Source organism: Pseudomonas sp. BF-R-01, assembly GCF_019946615.1.
GTDB lineage: Bacteria > Pseudomonadota > Gammaproteobacteria > Pseudomonadales > Pseudomonadaceae > Aquipseudomonas > Aquipseudomonas migulae.
This window is the reverse complement of the sequence record NZ_JAGYFX010000115.1, coordinates 1-17,669: the sequence shown is the minus strand read 5'-3', so window position 1 is coordinate 17,669 and position 17,669 is coordinate 1. Positions and strand designations below refer to the sequence as shown.

Here is a 17,669-nt window from a genome sequence, read left to right as displayed (position 1 = left end):
GCCACATAAGGTTGAGTGACACACCATCGCGAGCAGGCTCGCTCCTACAGGTTCTTGCGTTCGTGAAATAACGTGTGTATTTTTTCATGAAATTTAAATAATAAAATTTCATGAGGCTCGCATGTTTCAGCAATCCACCCGTCATGTCGCCAGCTACTACGCTCACACTTGCGCAGATCGCTTGGTGGAACGTGCGGCGTTGGAGGGCGAGCACGACACCGACGTGTTGATCATCGGCGCCGGCTTCAGTGGTTTGCACACGGCATTGCGACTGGCCCTGGCGGGCAAGCGCGTGACGCTGCTGGAAGCCAGTCGAGTGGCTTGGGCAGCGTCGGGGCGTAATGGCGGCCAGGCCATTCTCGGTTGGTCGTGCGATATGCCGCCTCTGGAGGCCGCGCTGGGTTATGAGCGTGCGCGGCGCTTGTGGGACGGCATGCGCTGGGCTGCGCAGGAACTGCGCGCGCTGCCCGACCGGCATGAATTCGATTGTGATTATCGGCCCGGCCACCTCTGGACATCGGTGATGCCGCGCCGGGTGAGCCTGCTGACCGAGTGGCAACACGAGGCGAGCCACAAATGGGGTCACGATGGATTGCAATTCATTCCCCGTGAGCAGTTGCCGCAATGGGTCGCCAGCGAGCGCTACCAGGCGGGCCTGTTTGATCCTGAAGGCGGACACCTGAACCCGTTGAAACTGGCACTTGGCCTGGCGGCGGCCATTGAGCGCGCCGGTGGTCGTATTCATGAACAAAGCAAGGCGCTGAATTACCGCGAGGAGGGTGGCCGGTACGTGGTCACCACTGAGCGCGGACGCATCCGGGCCGATGTGCTGGTGCTGGCGTGCAACGCCTATCTGGACCGGCTCGATCCGCAGCTATCAAGTTGTGTGTTGCCGGTCGGCACCTATCAGGTGGCCACCGCGCCGCTCTCGCAAGCACAGGCGACCGCGCTCCTGCCAAGCAATGTCTGCGTCACCGACAATCAGTTCGTTCTCGATTATTTCCGTCGTACACCGGATAACCGCTTGCTGTTCGGCGGCGGTTGCACCTACCTGGGCGGCATGCCGAAGGACATCGCTGCCGCGACCCGGCCGTTCCTGCAACGGGTATTTCCTCAGCTCCAGGGCGTCGACCTGGAATTCGCCTGGGGCGGGCATATCGACCTTACGCTTAAACGCACGCCTGACATTGGCCGACGCGGCGATCTCTATTGGCTGCAGGGTTATTCGGGCCACGGTGTGCTGCCGACTCTGGCCGGGGCTCGCGCCGTGTCCGACGCGATACTCGGTCAGGCAGACGAGCTGGGCTTGTATCAGGGCCTGGTCAACGGCAGCTTCCCCGGCGGCAAATACATGGCCGCGCCCCTGGAAGCCATCGGCAAGGCCTGGTATCGGTTGCGCGACAGCCTTTGAAACGCACATTTTCTGGAAGCTTTCAGATGGACATGCAAGAAGAGATTTCGGCGCTGGCGATCCTGATTCAGGACCTGCGCAAACACAAGAAATACACGCTCAAGGAACTGGCGGACAAGATCGGTCGTTCCGTCGGTTTTCTTTCGCAAGTCGAGCGTGGATTGTCACGTCCGACCGTGGCGGACTTGACCGCGATCAGCGAAACCCTCGGCGTGCCGACCACCTATTTCTACAGCCTGCCCAAACCCATGGCCTTGCCGTGGGTGACCCGTCCGGACGAGCGCCGCACGCTGTATTACGCCGACGGCATCACCGACATTCTGGTCTCGCCGAAAATGCGCGCCACGTTCTCGATGCTCGAAAGCCGTCTCGAACCCGGCGCCAGCAGTGGTGACCGGCACATGGATGACAGCTCGGAGCAGGGCGGTTACGTGCTCGAAGGGCAACTGACACTTTGGCTGGATGACAATCAACCGGTCACTCTAGGGGCCGGGGACAGCTTTCAGCTCGCCAGCCATACCCATTGCCGCTACGGCAATCTCACCGATCAGCTCACCCGGGTGCTCTGGGTTTACACCTGATAAAAACAACAAGGAACAACATGATGGATGCTGTCTGCTCTGATCTGGTTGCTGAAGTGCGCGCATTTCGGCAGCGCTTTCCGGATGTGCGCTACGTCGACCTGATTTCCCTGGACATCCCGGGGCATTTCTACGGCAAGCGCTATCCGATCGAGATGCTCGAAAAGGTCGCCGCCGGCAGCGCGCTCAAGCTGCCGCAGAATTGTGTATTGCTCGGCACTCAAGGCGGGCTGTTCAAAATCGGCGACTACTGTTTCAACGACGGCGACCCGGATGCGCCCCGTCGGTTGGTGCCGGGTACGCTGAAAATCGTCGACTGGGAAAAACAGCCGCTGGGGCAGATGTTGATCACCTCCAGCGGCACTGAAAAACCGATCGTCTTCGAGCCACGGGAAGTGCTGGCGCAAGTGCTGGAGCGCCTCGCTGGCAAAGGGATTTTCCCGGTGGTGGCTTTCGAACTTGAGTTCTACCTGTTCGATCGCCAGTTGCGTGACGGCTTGCCGCAGTTTGCGCGCGATCCGCTGACCGACGATGCGGACGATCAGCCGAACATGCACATCGAGCGGCTGTCGCGGTTTGCGCCGGTGCTCGATGAAATGGTCGAGACGGCGCGGGCGCAAGGCATCGACACCACGGTGATTACTGCCGAGCTGGGCCCGGGGCAGTTCGAGATCAACTTCGGTCACCTGGATGACGGCCTGCGGGCTGCCGACTGGGCGGCGCTGTTTTGCCGCAGCACCCGTGGCGTGGCGCTCAAGCACAACTACCGCGCCAGTTTCATGGCCAAGCCTTACTTGCAACACCCCGGCAGCGGCATGCATGTTCATGTGAGCCTGTACGACGAGGCGGGCAATAACCTTTTAGCGGCCAATGACCAACAGCCGCTGCGCCATGCCGTGGCCGGTTGCCTAGAACTGTTGCCGCATTGCATGCCGATTTTCGCGCCGAACCACAATGCGCTGCGTCGCTTGAGCGGCACCGTGAATGTCGCGACGCGTGCCAGTTGGGGCTTCGAAGATCGGGATGCCTGCCTGCGGGTTCCTGAGTCGGACGCGAGGAATCTGCGCATCGAACATCGCCTCGCCGGTGCCGATGCCAACCCGTATCTGGTGTTGGCGGCGATTCTGGTCGGGTTGGAACAAGGACTTGAAACCGGTCGTCAACCGATAGCACCGTTGAATGAAGATCGCAGCAGTGGCATCAACTTCCCGCTGGAGATGCTGGAGGCCGTTCAATCCATGCAACACAACGCGCAGTTGCGTGAGGGATTGGGTGCGGAGTTTGTAAATGTCTACTGCGAAAACAAGCGTCAGGACCATTTGGCATTTATGCAGGACATCAATGCACGTGAATATCGCTGGTACTTGTAGTTGACTGCTTGTCGTCACTCGACCTTAAAAAAAGTGTGGATATTTAAGGACTTGGAAAGATTAGTAACCAGGTGGTGAGTCAAAATATCTTGTTACACGGTGAAATATTCCGTAATATCCGCACCGCGTTCACCACCACGGTTTATGCATTTTTAAATCCCAGGCGTCCATCAGCTGCCTGGGATTTTTTTTTGCTTGAAATAAGCTGTGCTTCAAAAATTATTCGTTCAGTTAGAACGATTATTTCTTTCGGTTATTTAAATAGACCTCTTCTGCATATCCATAACCGTGAAATCCGCGTTGTGGATCGGGTTGTGTCTGCAATCAAATCCGAATGGTGGTCATGGCAGAAATAGACGTTCTATCCACCTCGTTAAAGCTGCCCCAGCATCAAATTCCGCTGTTCGATGGTCATCTTGTTGCCCCCGGTCCAATCCTTAGAATCGGCGCCATCAGCTTCGTCCAACTATTCAAACCTTTGGGGAACAACACCATGATGAACGCCATGCAGATGCAAATGCCGATGAACGCCAACATGCCGATGATGCCGATGATGGGCATGCCGATGATGATGGCGACCATGACGTGCGAAATGATGGACGACGGCATGATGTGCAAAATGATGCCGGCCGCAGGCATGGACATGGCGATGTTCAAGAACAGCGCAGAAATGATGCAGATGATGATGAACTGCGGCATGCCGATGATGATGCACTGCGGCAACATGAGCATGATGTGCATGTCCCAGGCGGCCATGGCGATGCCGATGATGAACATGATGATGCCAATGCCGATGATGGGCATGCCGATGCCGTCGATGAAGTGCGTGATGGAATGCACCATGATGGCTGACGGCATGATGTGCAAAATCATGCCGATGGCGGGCATGAACATGGACATGATGAAAAGCTGCTGCACCCTGATGATGAAAATGATGAACGATTGCAGCATGCCGATGATGATGAGCTGCAATGGCATGCCGATGATGTGCTGCACCTGCTGATCCTGAGCGACAGCCATTAAAAAGCCCGGCCAATGCAGATTGGCCGGGCTTTTTGATGTCCTGTTTTTGTAGGAGCCAGGCTTGCCGGCGAAGGCGTATTTGAGATCGCCATCGCCGGCAAGCCGGCTCCTACAGTTTGATGTCGTCCGAAAAAATAGCGGTAACCACGACCCTGTAGGAGCCAGGCTTGCCGGCGAAGGCGTATTTGCTGACGCCATCGCCAGCAAGCCGGCTCCTACAATGTTTGCGTCGTTCGATGAATTGGAGCTGACCACCCACTCTGTAGGAGCCAGGCTTGCCGGCGAAGGCGTATTTGAGATCGCCATCGCCGGCAAGCCGGCTCCTACAATGTCTGCGTCGTTCGATGAGTTGGAGTTGGCCACCTACCCTGTAGGAGCCGGCTTGCCGGCGAAGGCGCCAGCAAAGCCGCCATCACCCGCAAGCCGGTTTTGTCAGTCGAGGCGTTCCGGGTAAGTCACCACCAGATACGCCACCGCTTCACTGTCCGCCGGGTTGCGATAGCGGTGGGGCTGGTCGGCGTAAAACAGGATCGAATCGCCGGTAGAAAGCAGGTAGCGTTCGTCGTTGACGCTGATTTCCAGTACGCCCTGCGAAACCACCAGGTTCTCCTGGACGCCGGGGCCATGGCCCTCGGAAACGTCCTCTCCCAATGGGCTCAGGCGCAGTTCGTAAAACTCCGATTGGCGCGCCACGTCAAACGGGAACAGCGCACGACTGACAAAGGCGCCGCTGGCGCTGACCAGGCGTTTGCTCTGGCTCGCCGATAACACGGCCACCCCTTCAAAGGCCCGATGTTCGAGAAACGCGGCCACCGAAACCTTCAAGCCTTTGGCGATCTTGCACAGCACTTTGATCGACGGCACGCTGCGTCCGGATTCGATCTGCGCGAGCATCGCCCGGCTCACACCGCATTGTCGCGCAAGGGCGTCGAGGGACAGGTGACGCTTGCCCCGCAGGCGTTGCAGGTTTTGCGCGACCCGCTCGCAGATCGGGTCTTCTTCCAGTGATTCGAGGTTGTTCAGGTCCAGCACGGGTTCGTGAGCGCTCGCCAGAAAGCGCGAGGGGTTTTGTGTATTCACGCCTGACGAGTCTCGGTCGAACGCGAAGCCTGAACCCACTGAAAGGCCTGCAGGCCAGCATTGCGTGCATACATTTCCCACATGGCCCGTGCCCGTTGCTGCGCTTGTTTGCGTTTGCGGTAGTTGGCGAAGTCGATGATGTTGGCGGTCGGATTCATAGGGCTCTTCACTGTCGTGGTGAATGACGGGATGGTCTGAGACTACTCGGATATTTTTATAACGATAAATAATGTTTATGTATTTATTAATTCCTTTTGGTTATTTTAAAAGCCAACTGCCAGAAGGACTCTAGATGCCCCCTGACCCTGTAGGAGCCGGCTTGCTGGCGATCGGATCGACGCGGTATATCAAGCCAGACGCCATCGCCGGCAAGCCAGCTCCTACAGGATTCTGTGTTTATCAAATGACCTTGTAGGAGCCGGCTTGCCGGCGATGGCGGCGCATCGGACACACCGCGTCGTTTCAATCGCCAGCAAGCCGGCTCCTACAGGTCCAGCGTTTAATGCCCCACCAATTCCTCAAGCAGCTGTTCCTTGTACCCCTGCAAAACCGTTGAAGCCCGGTCCCGTGGATGGGGCAGGTCGACCTTGATTTCCTGCTTGATCCGGCCCGGATGGGCGTCCATCACAATGACCCGGTCGCCCAGGTACAGCGCTTCTTCGATGTCGTGGGTGACCATGATCACCGTGCAGCGCTGTTGCACCCAGATGCGTTGCAACTCATGTTGCAGGCGCACCCGGGTCAAGGCGTCGAGGGCGCCGAGGGGTTCGTCGAGCAGCAGCACTTTCGGTTGGTTGATCAGTGCGCGGGCGATGGCCGCGCGCTGCGCCATGCCGCCGGACAACTGGTGGGGGTAGGCGTTTTCAAAACCTTCGAGGTTGACCAGCGCAATGTGCTCGGCCACCAAACGGTCCTTTTCTGCCTTGGACAACGGATGGTTTTTCAACGCCAGGGCAATGTTCTGGTTCAGGGGCATCCACGGAAACAGTCGATGGTCCTGAAACACGATCCCGCGTTCCAGGCTGGTGCCGACCACCCGTTTGCCATCCAGCAGAATCTCGCCTTCATAGTCGTCCTCCAGCCCGACGACCAGCCGCAGCAGCGTCGACTTACCGCAACCGCTGGCACCGACGATGCTGACGAACTCACCGGGACGCACGTCGAGATTGATCTGCTGCAGCACCGGCAAAGGCTGGCCTTCGATCCGGTAAGCCTTGCTCAGGCCGCGAATCTGCAGCGCACCGGTGTGTAATGAGGTGCTGTGTGGCACAGCGTGTTGGGCAATTGCGTTCATGGTTATCGGCCTTTCAGCGAATGTTGCGCCAGCGCAGCAGATGGCGGCTAAGAAGAGTGAACAGCAGGGTCATCAGGTAACCGCAGAGGCCAATGCACAGCACGCTGAGGACGATGACTTCCATGCGTGAGCCGGCTTCGGCGTTCATCATCAGGTTGCCCAGGCCGGCGCCCGAAGACAGGAACAGTTCGCTGCCCACCGCGGTGACCCAGGCAAACGCCAGCGCATGCAGCACGCCGGTGGCAATGCTCGGCAGCGCCGCCGGCAGCAGCACATGACGAAAGCGTTGCCAGCGGCTCAGCACCAGCACCTGGCCGACCTCGCGATAGCGCTTCTCGACATGGCTGAAACCCTGATACGTGTTGAGGACCATCGGATAGAACGCCGCGAGACTGACGATCAACACTTTGGAAAACTCGCCATTGCCAAACCACATGGCGATCAACGGAATCCAGCCGAGCATCGGCACCTGGCGGATCGAATGAAACAGCGGCCCGACCAGCCGATTGGCCACCGCCGACAGCGCCATCAGCACCCCCAGCAGCACGCCGAAGAAAATCCCCAGTGCCAGGCCGGTGCTGGTGCGGGCCAGGCTGGCCAGCAGGTTCACCAGCAACTCGCCGTTGGCCAACAGTTCGAGCAACGCTGCGCCGATCGCCGACAACGGCACAAAGGCATACGCGCCGGCGGCACCCTGGCGCGACAGGTATTCCCAGCCGCCGATCAACAACAGCGGCAGCAGCAGGCCACGGGATTTGGCAAGCAATCGAATCATCATCGGCTCCTAGCGGGTCTGCCAGCGGAACAGCCGCTGTTCCAGTTGGCGAAAGGTGAAGTCCAGGGCGAAACCGATAACGCCGGTCACCACAATTCCGACCATCACCACATCAATGCGCAACATCTGCCGGCTCATTTCGATCATCTGCCCCAGACCGCTGTCGGCGGCCAGCAACTCGGTGGCCACCAACACCACCCAGGCGCGGGTCAGGCTGATGCGAAAACCGGTGATGATCGGCGGCGCGGCAGCGGGCAGGGCGATGGCGCGAACAAACGTCGGCCAGCGCAGGCGATACACACCGGCGACTTCGAAGTAGCTGCGCGGAATGGCCTTGACCCCTTCGCTGGCGGCCAGCGCCACCGGGAAGAACGCGGTCTTGGCGACGATGATGATCTTGAAGGTTTCATCGATGCCGAACAGCAGCACAAACATCGGGATCAGCGCGATGCTGGGGATCTGGCGCAGGGTATGGAACAGCGGCGAGCAGTAGATCTCGACGTTCTTCGACAACGCCATCAGCACCCCGAACGCCAGGCCCAGCAGCGAGCCGATGCCGAAACCCAGCCCCAGTCGTGACAGGCTGTTGAGCAAGTGGTCGAGCAGCTCACCGCTGGCCGACAGTTCCTCGAAGGTCTGCCACACCTGAGCGGGCGGGACGAGCAGGTTGCGCGGGAAAATCCCGGCCTCGGCCACCACCGCCCAGAGCAACAGCAGGGCGGCAGGGGAGATGAGCCAGGTCAGGGAAAACAACAGACGTCGGGTACGCATGGCGGGTCTTATTTCGGCGAAGTACCGCAGGGGTATCGCAAGAGGTGTGCCATCGCACAGAGAGTGGTTGATCGCACTGACGCCTTCGCGGGCAAGCCTCGCTCCTACAGGGACAATGCGTAACCTGTAGGAGCGAGGCTTGCCCGCGAAGACGTCAGCCTATGCACCGCACATTGATGCCATGCCAGCACCCATTGCTGCTCCAGCAACACCCCATCAGCACACGCCTCAGAACTCGTAACTGACGCTGGTGTAATAAAACGCACCCTGCGCCCCTTCAGGGCTGGTGATCGAGTATTTCGGTACGCCGTACAACTGCGCGCCATCCGCCTTGTCCGGGTGTGTGTCGAACAGGTTGATTGCGCCCACCGACAGCTTCAGCGCCTTGTTGAAGGTGTACGACACATCCAGGTCCGTGACCCATTGCGGGCTGTAGGTCTGGTCCAGGGTCGGGTTGGTGGCGTTGAGGCTTTTCCATTCACCGTAACGACGCTGAGCCACGGTCACCCCCCACTCATCAAACAGCCAGTTGGCGCTCAGCACCAGTTTGGTTTCCGGTGTGCCGTCCTCGATCAGGCCCTGGGTGGTACGGCCGACAATCTGCGAGCCCTTGATATTGCCGACATCGCGCAACGCGGTGATTTTCGTGTTGTTCTGGCTGATGCCGCTGCTCAGGTTCAGGCGGCCCCATTGCTGCAGGTCCAGCTGATAGTTACCCATCAGCTCGATCCCGTCGGTGCGGGTGTCGGCAACGTTGGTGTAGAAGGCCGCGCTCTGGATATTCGCGTAGGGCGTGCCGGCGAAAATCGGCGACACCACCGCCGCCGGTAACTGATCGGAGAGGGTGATGCGGTTGTCGATGTCGATCCGGTAGGCGTCCAGCGTCACCGACGCGTTGGCCAACGGGCGCCAGACCAGGCCCAGGGAATAACTGGTGGACTCTTCCGGTTTCAGCGACTTGCCGCCCAGCAGCGCCGCTTCCGGGCTGTCGGCGCGCAATGTGCGTTGCTGCACTTCGACGAAGTTGCCGCTGCCGGGCGGCTGTTCCACCACCTGCACGCTGAACGAGGACAAGCCGCTCTGCACCAGCGACGGCGCGCGATAACCCGTGCTGGCCGTGGCCCGTGCGGCGATCTGCGGGGTGAAGTCATAACGCAGCGACAGTTTGCCGTTGGTGGTGTCGCCAAAGTCCGAATAGTGCTCGGTGCGCACCGCGACGCCGGCCTGGAATTTCTCGGTGATCTGCCCTTCGACGTCAATGTAGGCACCCAGCACGTTGCGGTCCAGTGAAGCCGCATCGACCTGGGTGATGCCCGAGTAGTAGCCCGGGATGCGCCGGCCGGTGACCGGGTCGACGGTGTTGAACAACGGGCCGTTCTGCCAGCCAGCCGCTTCGCCGGCGCTCAGCTCGTAATTCTCCTGACGCCAGGCCAGGCCGGCCGAGAGCGTCAGCGGCTTGAACAGCAGGTCGGTGGGGAAATCCCGCACCCAGTCCAGTGTCACGTTGGTCTGATCGGCCTCCCGTTCGCCGGTGAAGATTTTTTCCGGGCTGGTGGCGCCCCAGCTGGGGTTGATCGCGTTACGGTCGGTGGACTTCAGGGTGTTGTTGCCATGGTTCACGGCGAAGTCGAATTTACCCAGAAGGTCGTCTTCGTAACGCAGGCCGCCGGTCAGCGCATAGTCTTCCAGCGAATAGCGCGTGATCGGCAGGCGCCCGTCCGGGAAGCGCTGCAATGCGGTGCTGCTGTAGTTGTTGCGCAGGGTGGTGGGCGGGTCGAAGAAGCCTTCGGCGTCGGTGTTTTTGTGCGAGTAGGTGGCGAAACCGTAGGCCGTCAGACCGTCGCCGATGCCGACTTCGCTGTTGGCGGCGAAGTTGTACTGGTCCGAGACATTGCCCGAGCCCCAGCGCCAGGTGCGGTAGCGGTTGTTCTGCTCGCGCGGCGTGTTGATGCTGGTGGAACCGGGGTAGAAGATCCGGTTGTCAGGGTTGGTGTCGCTGGCCGGGTCCTGGCTGCCGGCGTCGAAACTCAGGGTCAGGAAGCCGTCGTTGGGCAGGGCGAAACCTTTCCAGCCGCTGAGCTTGCGCTGGATGCCGTCACCCTTGTCGTAGCCGCCGAAGCGGTAACCGAGGTTGCCGCCGTCGTCCTTTTCCTTGAGCACGATGTTGATCACCCCGGCGATGGCGTCGGAGCCATATTGAGCGGCAGCACCGTCGCGCAGGATTTCGACGCGCTGGATCGAGCTCAAGGGGATCAGGCTCAGGTCGACCGCGGCGGCGCCACGACCATTGACCAGGCTTTGTCGTGTGACGTTGGCGCTGGTGTGGCGACGTTTGCCGTTAACCAGCACCAGCACCTGATCGGAGGCCAGGCCACGCAACGAGGCGCCCTGAGCGATGGAACCGGCAAACGCGCCCTGGGGTGATTGCGGATAGCTGAACGAGGGCGACAGGGCCGTGAGCGCACCGGACAGGTCGCTGGCACCGGTCTGCTGCAATTGCTCGCCGGTCAAGACGTCTACCGGTGCGGCGCTTTCCAGTGCGGTGACATCACTGCGCCGGGTGCCGAGCACCACGACAGTGTCCAGGTGATCGCCGCTGGCGGTGGGTTGGGTTTCGGCAGCCGAAACAGGCACGGCAAGGCTGCCAATGACCAGCGCAATAGCGCCGGCCAACGGAGTGCGATGGAACATGAGCAGAGTCCTTAAAAGGTCCGCAGCCCCTGTAGGAGCCGGCTTGCCGGCGATGGCGACCGCATGAGCGATGCGCGCCTTGAGGCCCCATCGCCAGCAAGCCGGCTCCTACAGGGGGAGCGGTGTCACGGAAATTGAAAACAACACAATCCTTGTAGGAGCCGGCTTGCCGGCGATGGCGTCCTCACTGGCGACGCAAGGCTTTAGGCCCTCATCGCTGGCAAGCCAGCTCCTACAGGGAGAAGCGGTGTCACGGAAATCGAGAACAACACAATCCTTTGTAGGAGCCGGCTTGCCGGCGATAGCGTCCTCACTGGCGACGCAAGGCTTGAAGGCCCCATCGCTGGCAAGCCAGCTCCTACAGGGGGAAGCGGTGTCACGGAAATCGAGAACAACACAATCCTTTGTAGGAGCCGGCTTGCTGGCGATGGCGTCCTTACCGCCGATGCAAGGCATGAAGGCCCCATCGCCGGCAAGCCGGCTCCTACAGAGGGGGCCGTCAGAAACGGCTGGTCACGCTCAGGCCGACGGTGCGTGGGTCGCCGTAGGTGATGACGTACTGACCGAGGGTGCCGTTGGGCCGGCCATGGACCTGGTAGCGGCGGTCGGTGAGGTTGTTGACGAAACCGGTGACGCTGAGTTTTTCATCCGGGCTGAACCAGGTCAGGCGGGTGTTGGCCAGGGTGTAATGGGGTTGGGTGAGCGTCTTGTCGGCGCTGCTCTGGCGATCGGCGAGGAAGTATTCCTTGTCGCGAAAACTCACGTCACCGCCGGCCACCAGCTTGCCGCCGATCTCCAGCGGGAAGGTGTAATCGGCACCGAGCGACACCACATTGCGTGGCGAACGCACGAAGCTGTTGCCGCTGTAGTCACCGGTAACGGCGCCTGTGGTCGGGTTAGTGTTTTTGAAATCGGTGTATTCGGTATCGAGGAACGACACCGCCGCCCGCAAGTGCAGGTAGTCAGTCGGCTGGCCTTCGAGCTCCAGCTCGGCACCCTTGACCGTACCCTTGGCGCCGTTGGTCAGCGCGGTGGTCAACACGCCGTTGTTGACCGTCAGCAGGTTCACCTGAATGTCCGAGTAGTCGTAGTAGAAGATGTTGGCGTTGGCCGTCAGGCGATGGTCGAACCACTCGGACTTGAGGCCGATTTCGTAGGCGTCGAGTTGTTCCGGGTCAACCGTGGTCAGCTGCGCAAGGCTGGTCGACAGCCCGGTGTTGAAGCCGCCGGAACGGAAGCCATGGGCATAACGGAAGAACACGCGCACGTTGTCGTTGATCCGGTATTCCGGCGTCAGGTCGTACGTCCAGGCTTCCCAGGTCTTGTCTTCCTGACGATTGCCGTTGGTGCCGACGCCGCCCAGCGGCACCAGCGGGCCGTTGGCCGTGGTGCGGGTCAGTTGGGTCAGGTTGAGGTCGATGTCTTTCTTTTCCTGGGTCCAGCGCAGGCCACCGGTGACGCTGAAGTCGTCGGTGAAGTCGTAGGTCAGGTTGCCGAACAACGCATAGCTGTCGGTGGTGTGGTCGAAGTTGAGGTCACGAAAATCGGTGGCGCCGCCGGTCTGGTTCGAGCCGGTGCCGTTGGGTGTCGGGCCGGGCGTGATGATGCGCTGGGCCGAGCTGTCGAGGTCTTCGTGGAAGTAATGCGCACCGGCGAGCCAGCGCAGGGTCTCCTGCTGCGGAGAGGCCAGGCGGATTTCTTGCGAGTACTGGGCGTATTTGTTATCGGAAATCGCCGCGCCGTTCACCTCAAAAGGCGTGTAGTCGGCATCGCTGGTGGACTGACCGCGGATGTAGTCATAAGCGCTGATCGACGTCAGGGTGTAATCACCCAAATTCCAGTTCAGGGTCAGCGACGTGCCGTCGTGATCAAGCTTGGAATCCTCGTTGACGTTCAGCGCGGTGTCGCGCCCGTTGGGTCGTTGATAACCGACGTTGTAGTAACGCCCGACGGCCAGCGAGCCGTTGCTGCCATCGCCTTTGAATTCACGGCTGTGGATCTTCAGCAGGGCATCCAGGTCAGGGTTCAACTGGGCGAGGAATTGCAGGCGTACGGCTTTCTTGTTGACGTCGCCGTAGGTGTTGTCGTCGACGAGGTTCTTCTGGAAACCGTCGCGCTCTTCGGAATACAGCGCCACCCGTGCGGCGAGTTTTTCATCCACCAGCGCGCCGCCGAGGGCACCGCTGACGATGCGTTCGTTCTTGCTGCCGAAGCCGATGGTGCCGAAACCGTCAGTGTCGAAAGTCGGCTTTTTGGAAATGATGTTCACCGCGCCGGCGGTAGTGTTCTTGCCGTACAGCGTGCCTTGCGGACCGCGCAGAATCTCCACGCGTTCCAGGTCGAACAACGGCCCGCCACCGGCAATCGGCGCGTTCAGGTACACGTCATCGGCGTAGATCCCCACCGGGAACACCGTGGCCGCGCCCGTATCACCGGTGCCGAGGCCACGAATGTACCAACGCGGCCGGCCATCACCGTCGGGGTTCTTCGCCGCTACGTTGGGAACGAATGTGGTGATGTCGCCGATATTGCGCACGCCATCGGCTATCAGGCTGGTGCCCTGTACCGCCGACACGGCCACCGGAACCTCTTGCAGGGTTTCTTCCCGGTGTTGAGCGGTGACGGTGACCGTCTTGAGTGAAGGCTCCGTGGTGGTCTTGTCGCTGTCTGCGTCCTTGGATTGCGCCGCCAGCAGCCCCTCGCTGACAGTCCCCCCGGACAGCAGCAAGGTTAACCAGATACTCTTGGTGATTGGATTAAGTTTATGCATGTGAATCTCCCCCGTTAAAGTTTCGCTAATAGGGGTAGAGCAGAGATCGTGCCAGATTATTTTTTAGGGGGTTTAGTTTTGTTAAATCATTGAATTAAAATGATTAAATAGTTTTTTTAAGTTGCTGTTAAAGGCGATTTTTAATAAGTGAGTTAGTTGGATCCAGTCTGACGCTAAGTGCCTGTCGGGGATTCAGCAGAAAGTTGCTTGGCGGGTGTTGCTGGAGCAGCAGGACTGGGGCGGGGGTGTGTTGCTGGGCGAGCAATGCGGTGATGTTGAATACGCCATCGCCGGAACGCCGCCCGCAGCAAGCCGGCTCCTACACGGGGTCGCGGCGCACGCGGATTAACGGTTGGAATCGTGAGACGCCTTCGCGGGCAAGCCTCGCTCCTACAGGGGTTGTGTGTCGGCCACAATAAATTTGAACGACACACAACCCCTGTAGGAGCGAGGCTTGCCCGCGAAGGGGCCCTCACAAACGAAAAAAACCTCAAACCGCCAATCGCGACGTCGAACCAATCACCTTTTCCAGCACGCTGAAATCAATCCACTCGCGCACATCGAACCGGCGTGGAATGAAATCCCAGCGATGCAGGAAATCGGTGAAATCCTGCAACGCTTCAATCGAGCGCGCATCCAGGGTTGTGCGCAAACGCCGATGCGCATCTTCACCATACGCAGCGGCCACCCAGTACTCGCTGGTATTGAGTTCCCGCGCCAAAAAGCGTCGGGTTTCTTCCGGATTGGCCCACGCCCATTGCTCGGTGCGCAGCACGGTGTCGACGATTTTCACGCTGGCATCGAAATGCTCGTGCAGCAGGTGCGTGTCCACGGTCAGGGTCCGTGGCGTACCGTTGTTCGAGCGGATCAACGGGTCAGGGTGCGAGCCGGTATCGACCACCACCTGCAAGCCGAACTCGTTCGCCAGGTGCACGGCGTGCGCACCCTTGAGGAAAATCGCGTCGATGTCGCCGCGCAGCAGTCCGATCAGTTCGTTGTTGCGCTTGCTGAAGCGCGTGACACCGAGGCTGACTTCCGAGCCGAAGACATGCTGTTTTTGATCGTCGCTGTAAGTACCGCCGTAGGGGTAATCCACCAGCTCGACATCGGACACCTCCAGGCCTTCAAGCTTGAGGGCGTTTTCCAGTCCGCGCAGGGCCTGGGCGCGAGTGAAATCGATCTGCACGTTGGCCCATTTCGGCAGGCCGAAGCGGCGGTTCTTCAGGTCGCGAATGCTCTTCACGCCGCTTTCCGCAGTGGTCAGGATCAACTGCACCTCGTCGCTCCAGGACAACCCCAGTACGCGGGTTTGCACGCCGCTGGCGTAGGCCCAGATCGCTGGAATATTGCCGCCGTGACGCACCGAATTTTTCAGGTGATGGTCGTAATGAGCTTCGCGAACTTCCCGTTCACTGGACTCGCGCAAGGACTGGATATTGGTGCCGAACGGCAGAAAGGCTTCCGCCAGGCGTCCGGACTGCACGGCGATGCCAAGCCCGGTGGGCACCGGGCTGTGGGTGTACCAAAGGGTATCGAGTGGTTTGCTCATAAGGGTCTTCAGTTCCAATCCATGAAATCCGGCGGGTTAGCCAGCCAGTGCGGTGGGTGTTGCCAGCAGCGCTTGCAACGGCCGTGGATCGATCCAGTCGCGCACGTCGAAGCTTTTCGGGATGAAGCGCCAGCGATGCAGGAAGTGGGTGAAATCCTGCAACGCGGCGATGGCCTGTTCGTCGAGTTCGGTGCGCAGGCGCAGGTGCGCGTCGTCGCCGTACGCGGCGCTGACCCAGTACTCGCTGCTGTTGGTTTCCCGAGCCAGGTAGCGACGGGTTTCTTCCGGGTGGGTGTGCGCCCATTGTTCGGCGCGCAGCACCGAATCAAGAATGCCGGTGGCCACATCGAAATGCTGGTCCAGCAGGTTCAGGTCCACGGCCAGTGTGCGCGGGGTGCCGTTGTTGCTGCGAATCAGCGGTTCCGGGTGCGAACCGGTGTCGATCACCGTGTGCAGGCCGAACTCGTGGGCCTGCCGGGCGGCACTCGCGCCCTTGAGGAAAATCGCATCGACCTCACCGCGCAGCAGGCCCACCAGTTCCAGATTACGACCCTCGACCCGCTGCGTGCTGACCGGTGTGCCGTTGACGGTTTGCACCTGCGGGTCGCTGAACGTGCCGTCATAACGGAAGTTCACCAATTGCACGTCGCCGACTTGCAGGCCTTCGAGTTTCAGGGCGTTTTCCAGGCCGCGCAGGGCCTGGGCGCGGGTGAAGTCGATCTGCGCGCCGGCCCAGTCCGGTAAGCCGAAACGACGGTCCTTGAGGTCCTTGACGGTTTTGATGCCGCTGTCGGCGCGGGTCAGGATCAGTTGCACTTCATCAGCCCAGGACAGGCCGATGACCCGGGTTTCCCGGCCCTGCGCACGGGCCCAGATTGCCGGGATGTTGCCGCCGTGGCGTACCGAGTTGCGCAAGGTGTGATCGAAGTGAGATTCGCGAACCGCTTTGTCAGTGGACTCGCGCAGCGATTGAACCTCGGTGCCGAGCGCGCCGACGGTGTCTTGCAGCCAGCCTTTTTGCACGGCGATGCCGAGTCCGGTCGGGACCGGGCAGCGGGTGTACCAGAGGGTGTCGAGGGCTTGCGTCATGAATGATTCTCCCGCCGCGCTCAGGCGCTGGCCTTCAAGTGAGTTTGCGGTTGGGCGACTGGGCGCTGATGCACCAGCGGCAGCACTTCCTGCCCGATGCGCAGGGCTTCTTCCAGGTGCGGATTGCCGGCGAGGATGAAGGTCGAGAAACCGGCGTCGCGGTATTCCGACAGGCGTTCGGCGATGTTCTGGTGACTGCCCACCAGGCCCACGGTCGGCCCGGGTTTGGCCTTGGCGAAACCGGCCCACAGGTTCGGGCCAATGATCAGGTCATCAAAGCGATCGATGTTCTGGTGGTAAGCCGTTTGCCGTGCGCCACCGACTGAATCGGAACCGCTGGTAAAGCCTTTGGCGACCACGCTGCTCTTGCCTTCGAGCTTGTCGAACTGGCGGCGCAGATCTTTCCAGGCCTGCTCTTCGGTTTCGCGTGCGAAGAGGTCGACGCGCAGACCGAAGCGCACGCTGCGGCCTTGTTTGTCCGCCAGTTCGCGGACGCGCTCGATGTGCGGCTTGAGCTTGTCGATCGGCTCGGCCCAATTCAGGTAAACGTCGGCATGTTTGGCGGCGACATCCAGCGCGGCATCGGAAAAACCGGAGAAATACACGCCGGGTTTGCGTTCGTTTTGCAAGCCATGGGGCAGGGCGCCGTTCTCCAGTTGGTAGATATCGCCGTCGTAGGAGAAACGTTCGTTCTGCCAAAGACCCTGGATGATGTCGAGGAATTCGCCGGTGCGCTTGTAGCGCAGGTCGTGTTCGAGGAAGTCACCGTTGGCCCGCTGACTGGCCGGGTTGCCGCCGGTGATGATGTTCCACTCCAGGCGGCCGCGACTGAGGTTTTGCAGGATGGCCGCTTGTTGCGCGGCATAGGCCGGCAAGGTCCAGGTGGCCTGGAAGGCGATCAGGAATTTGATCCGGCGGGTTTCCCGGGCCAGGGCTGCTGCGGCAATCCACGGCTCCGGGCCGGTGGGCAGCAGGGCACCTTCGAACCCGGCCAGTTCCGCCGCTTTCGCGACCTGAGCGATGTAGTCGATGTAAGTGAAGTCATCCGGTTCGCCGTTGGGCAAACGCCCCGGTGCGATGTTGCCCGGTCGATAGTCCGGATTGCCACGATTGTGTTTGTCGGTGGCCAGTTGCGGACCATCGGTGCCCAGCGGCAGACGCCAGAAAAATTCAGTGCTCATGGGATGCTCCTGATTCAAGTACGCGTTGCGTCGCGCAGGTGCGAGGACGCCTTGTCAGGGGTGGTTGCAACGGACATGCCATGG

At 60.4% G+C, this 17,669-nt stretch carries 14 protein-coding genes; 4 read left to right on the top strand and 10 right to left on the bottom strand.

Annotated features, from left to right (window positions below; translation table 11 throughout):
• The first annotated feature begins 121 nt into the window (after positions 1-121).
• The 4 genes from KGB27_RS27145 to KGB27_RS27130 all read left to right on the top strand — a co-directional run bounded on the left by KGB27_RS27145 (position 122) and on the right by KGB27_RS27130 (position 4,365).
• Positions 122-1,411, top strand: a complete 1,290-nt coding sequence (locus KGB27_RS27145) for an NAD(P)/FAD-dependent oxidoreductase (RefSeq protein ID WP_008044848.1) — start codon at positions 122-124, stop codon at positions 1,409-1,411.
• A 26-nt stretch (positions 1,412-1,437) separates the two neighbouring features.
• Positions 1,438-1,992, top strand: a complete 555-nt coding sequence (locus KGB27_RS27140; RefSeq protein WP_008044846.1) for a helix-turn-helix domain-containing protein — start codon at positions 1,438-1,440, stop codon at positions 1,990-1,992.
• Positions 1,993-2,015: 23 nt separating this feature from the next.
• A complete protein-coding gene (locus tag KGB27_RS27135) occupies positions 2,016-3,362 on the top strand; it encodes a glutamine synthetase family protein (RefSeq protein ID WP_032828749.1) in 1,347 nt (448 codons plus the stop codon).
• 493 nt (positions 3,363-3,855) lie between these two features.
• Positions 3,856-4,365 carry a hypothetical protein gene (locus KGB27_RS27130; protein WP_223452683.1) on the top strand — a complete coding sequence of 170 codons (510 nt, stop codon included), beginning with the start codon at positions 3,856-3,858 and terminating at the stop codon, positions 4,363-4,365.
• A gap of 452 nt (positions 4,366-4,817) precedes the next feature.
• On the opposite strand, the gene KGB27_RS27125 is transcribed toward KGB27_RS27130, so the two are convergent.
• The 10 genes from KGB27_RS27125 to KGB27_RS27080 all read right to left on the bottom strand — a co-directional run bounded on the left by KGB27_RS27125 (position 4,818) and on the right by KGB27_RS27080 (position 17,585).
• Positions 4,818-5,408 carry a helix-turn-helix domain-containing protein gene (locus KGB27_RS27125; protein WP_162130711.1) on the bottom strand — a complete coding sequence of 197 codons (591 nt, stop codon included), beginning with the start codon at positions 5,406-5,408 and terminating at the stop codon, positions 4,818-4,820.
• Positions 5,409-5,461: 53 nt separating this feature from the next.
• Positions 5,462-5,623, bottom strand: coding sequence for a hypothetical protein (locus KGB27_RS27120; protein WP_207286235.1), 162 nt, complete (start codon positions 5,621-5,623; stop codon positions 5,462-5,464).
• Positions 5,624-5,964: 341 nt separating this feature from the next.
• Complete coding sequence (locus KGB27_RS27115) at positions 5,965-6,759, bottom strand: ABC transporter ATP-binding protein (protein WP_223557010.1); 795 nt, start codon at positions 6,757-6,759, stop codon at positions 5,965-5,967.
• A gap of 13 nt (positions 6,760-6,772) precedes the next feature.
• The gene (locus KGB27_RS27110) at positions 6,773-7,534 is read right to left on the bottom strand and encodes an ABC transporter permease (protein WP_207286233.1); all 762 of its coding nucleotides are present in this window, start codon (positions 7,532-7,534) and stop codon (positions 6,773-6,775) included.
• Positions 7,535-7,543: 9 nt separating this feature from the next.
• The gene (locus tag KGB27_RS27105) at positions 7,544-8,305 is read right to left on the bottom strand and encodes an ABC transporter permease (RefSeq protein ID WP_223557008.1); all 762 of its coding nucleotides are present in this window, start codon (positions 8,303-8,305) and stop codon (positions 7,544-7,546) included.
• A gap of 228 nt (positions 8,306-8,533) precedes the next feature.
• On the bottom strand, positions 8,534-10,996 hold the full coding sequence (locus tag KGB27_RS27100) for a TonB-dependent receptor plug domain-containing protein (RefSeq protein ID WP_223557006.1): 2,463 nt from the start codon (positions 10,994-10,996) through the stop codon (positions 8,534-8,536).
• Between the two features lie 499 nt (positions 10,997-11,495).
• On the bottom strand, positions 11,496-13,766 hold the full coding sequence (locus KGB27_RS27095) for a TonB-dependent receptor (RefSeq protein ID WP_223557004.1): 2,271 nt from the start codon (positions 13,764-13,766) through the stop codon (positions 11,496-11,498).
• A 490-nt stretch (positions 13,767-14,256) separates the two neighbouring features.
• Positions 14,257-15,315 (bottom strand): ABC transporter substrate-binding protein, encoded by a 1,059-nt coding sequence (locus KGB27_RS27090; protein ID WP_008029136.1) that lies wholly within the window; start codon positions 15,313-15,315, stop codon positions 14,257-14,259.
• 36 nt (positions 15,316-15,351) lie between these two features.
• Entirely contained in the window at positions 15,352-16,404 is a 1,053-nt protein-coding gene (locus tag KGB27_RS27085) for an ABC transporter substrate-binding protein (RefSeq protein ID WP_223557002.1), read from the bottom strand.
• Between the two features lie 20 nt (positions 16,405-16,424).
• Positions 16,425-17,585, bottom strand: coding sequence for an LLM class flavin-dependent oxidoreductase (locus KGB27_RS27080; protein WP_223557001.1), 1,161 nt, complete (start codon positions 17,583-17,585; stop codon positions 16,425-16,427).
• Between the last annotated feature and the right edge of the window lie 84 nt (positions 17,586-17,669).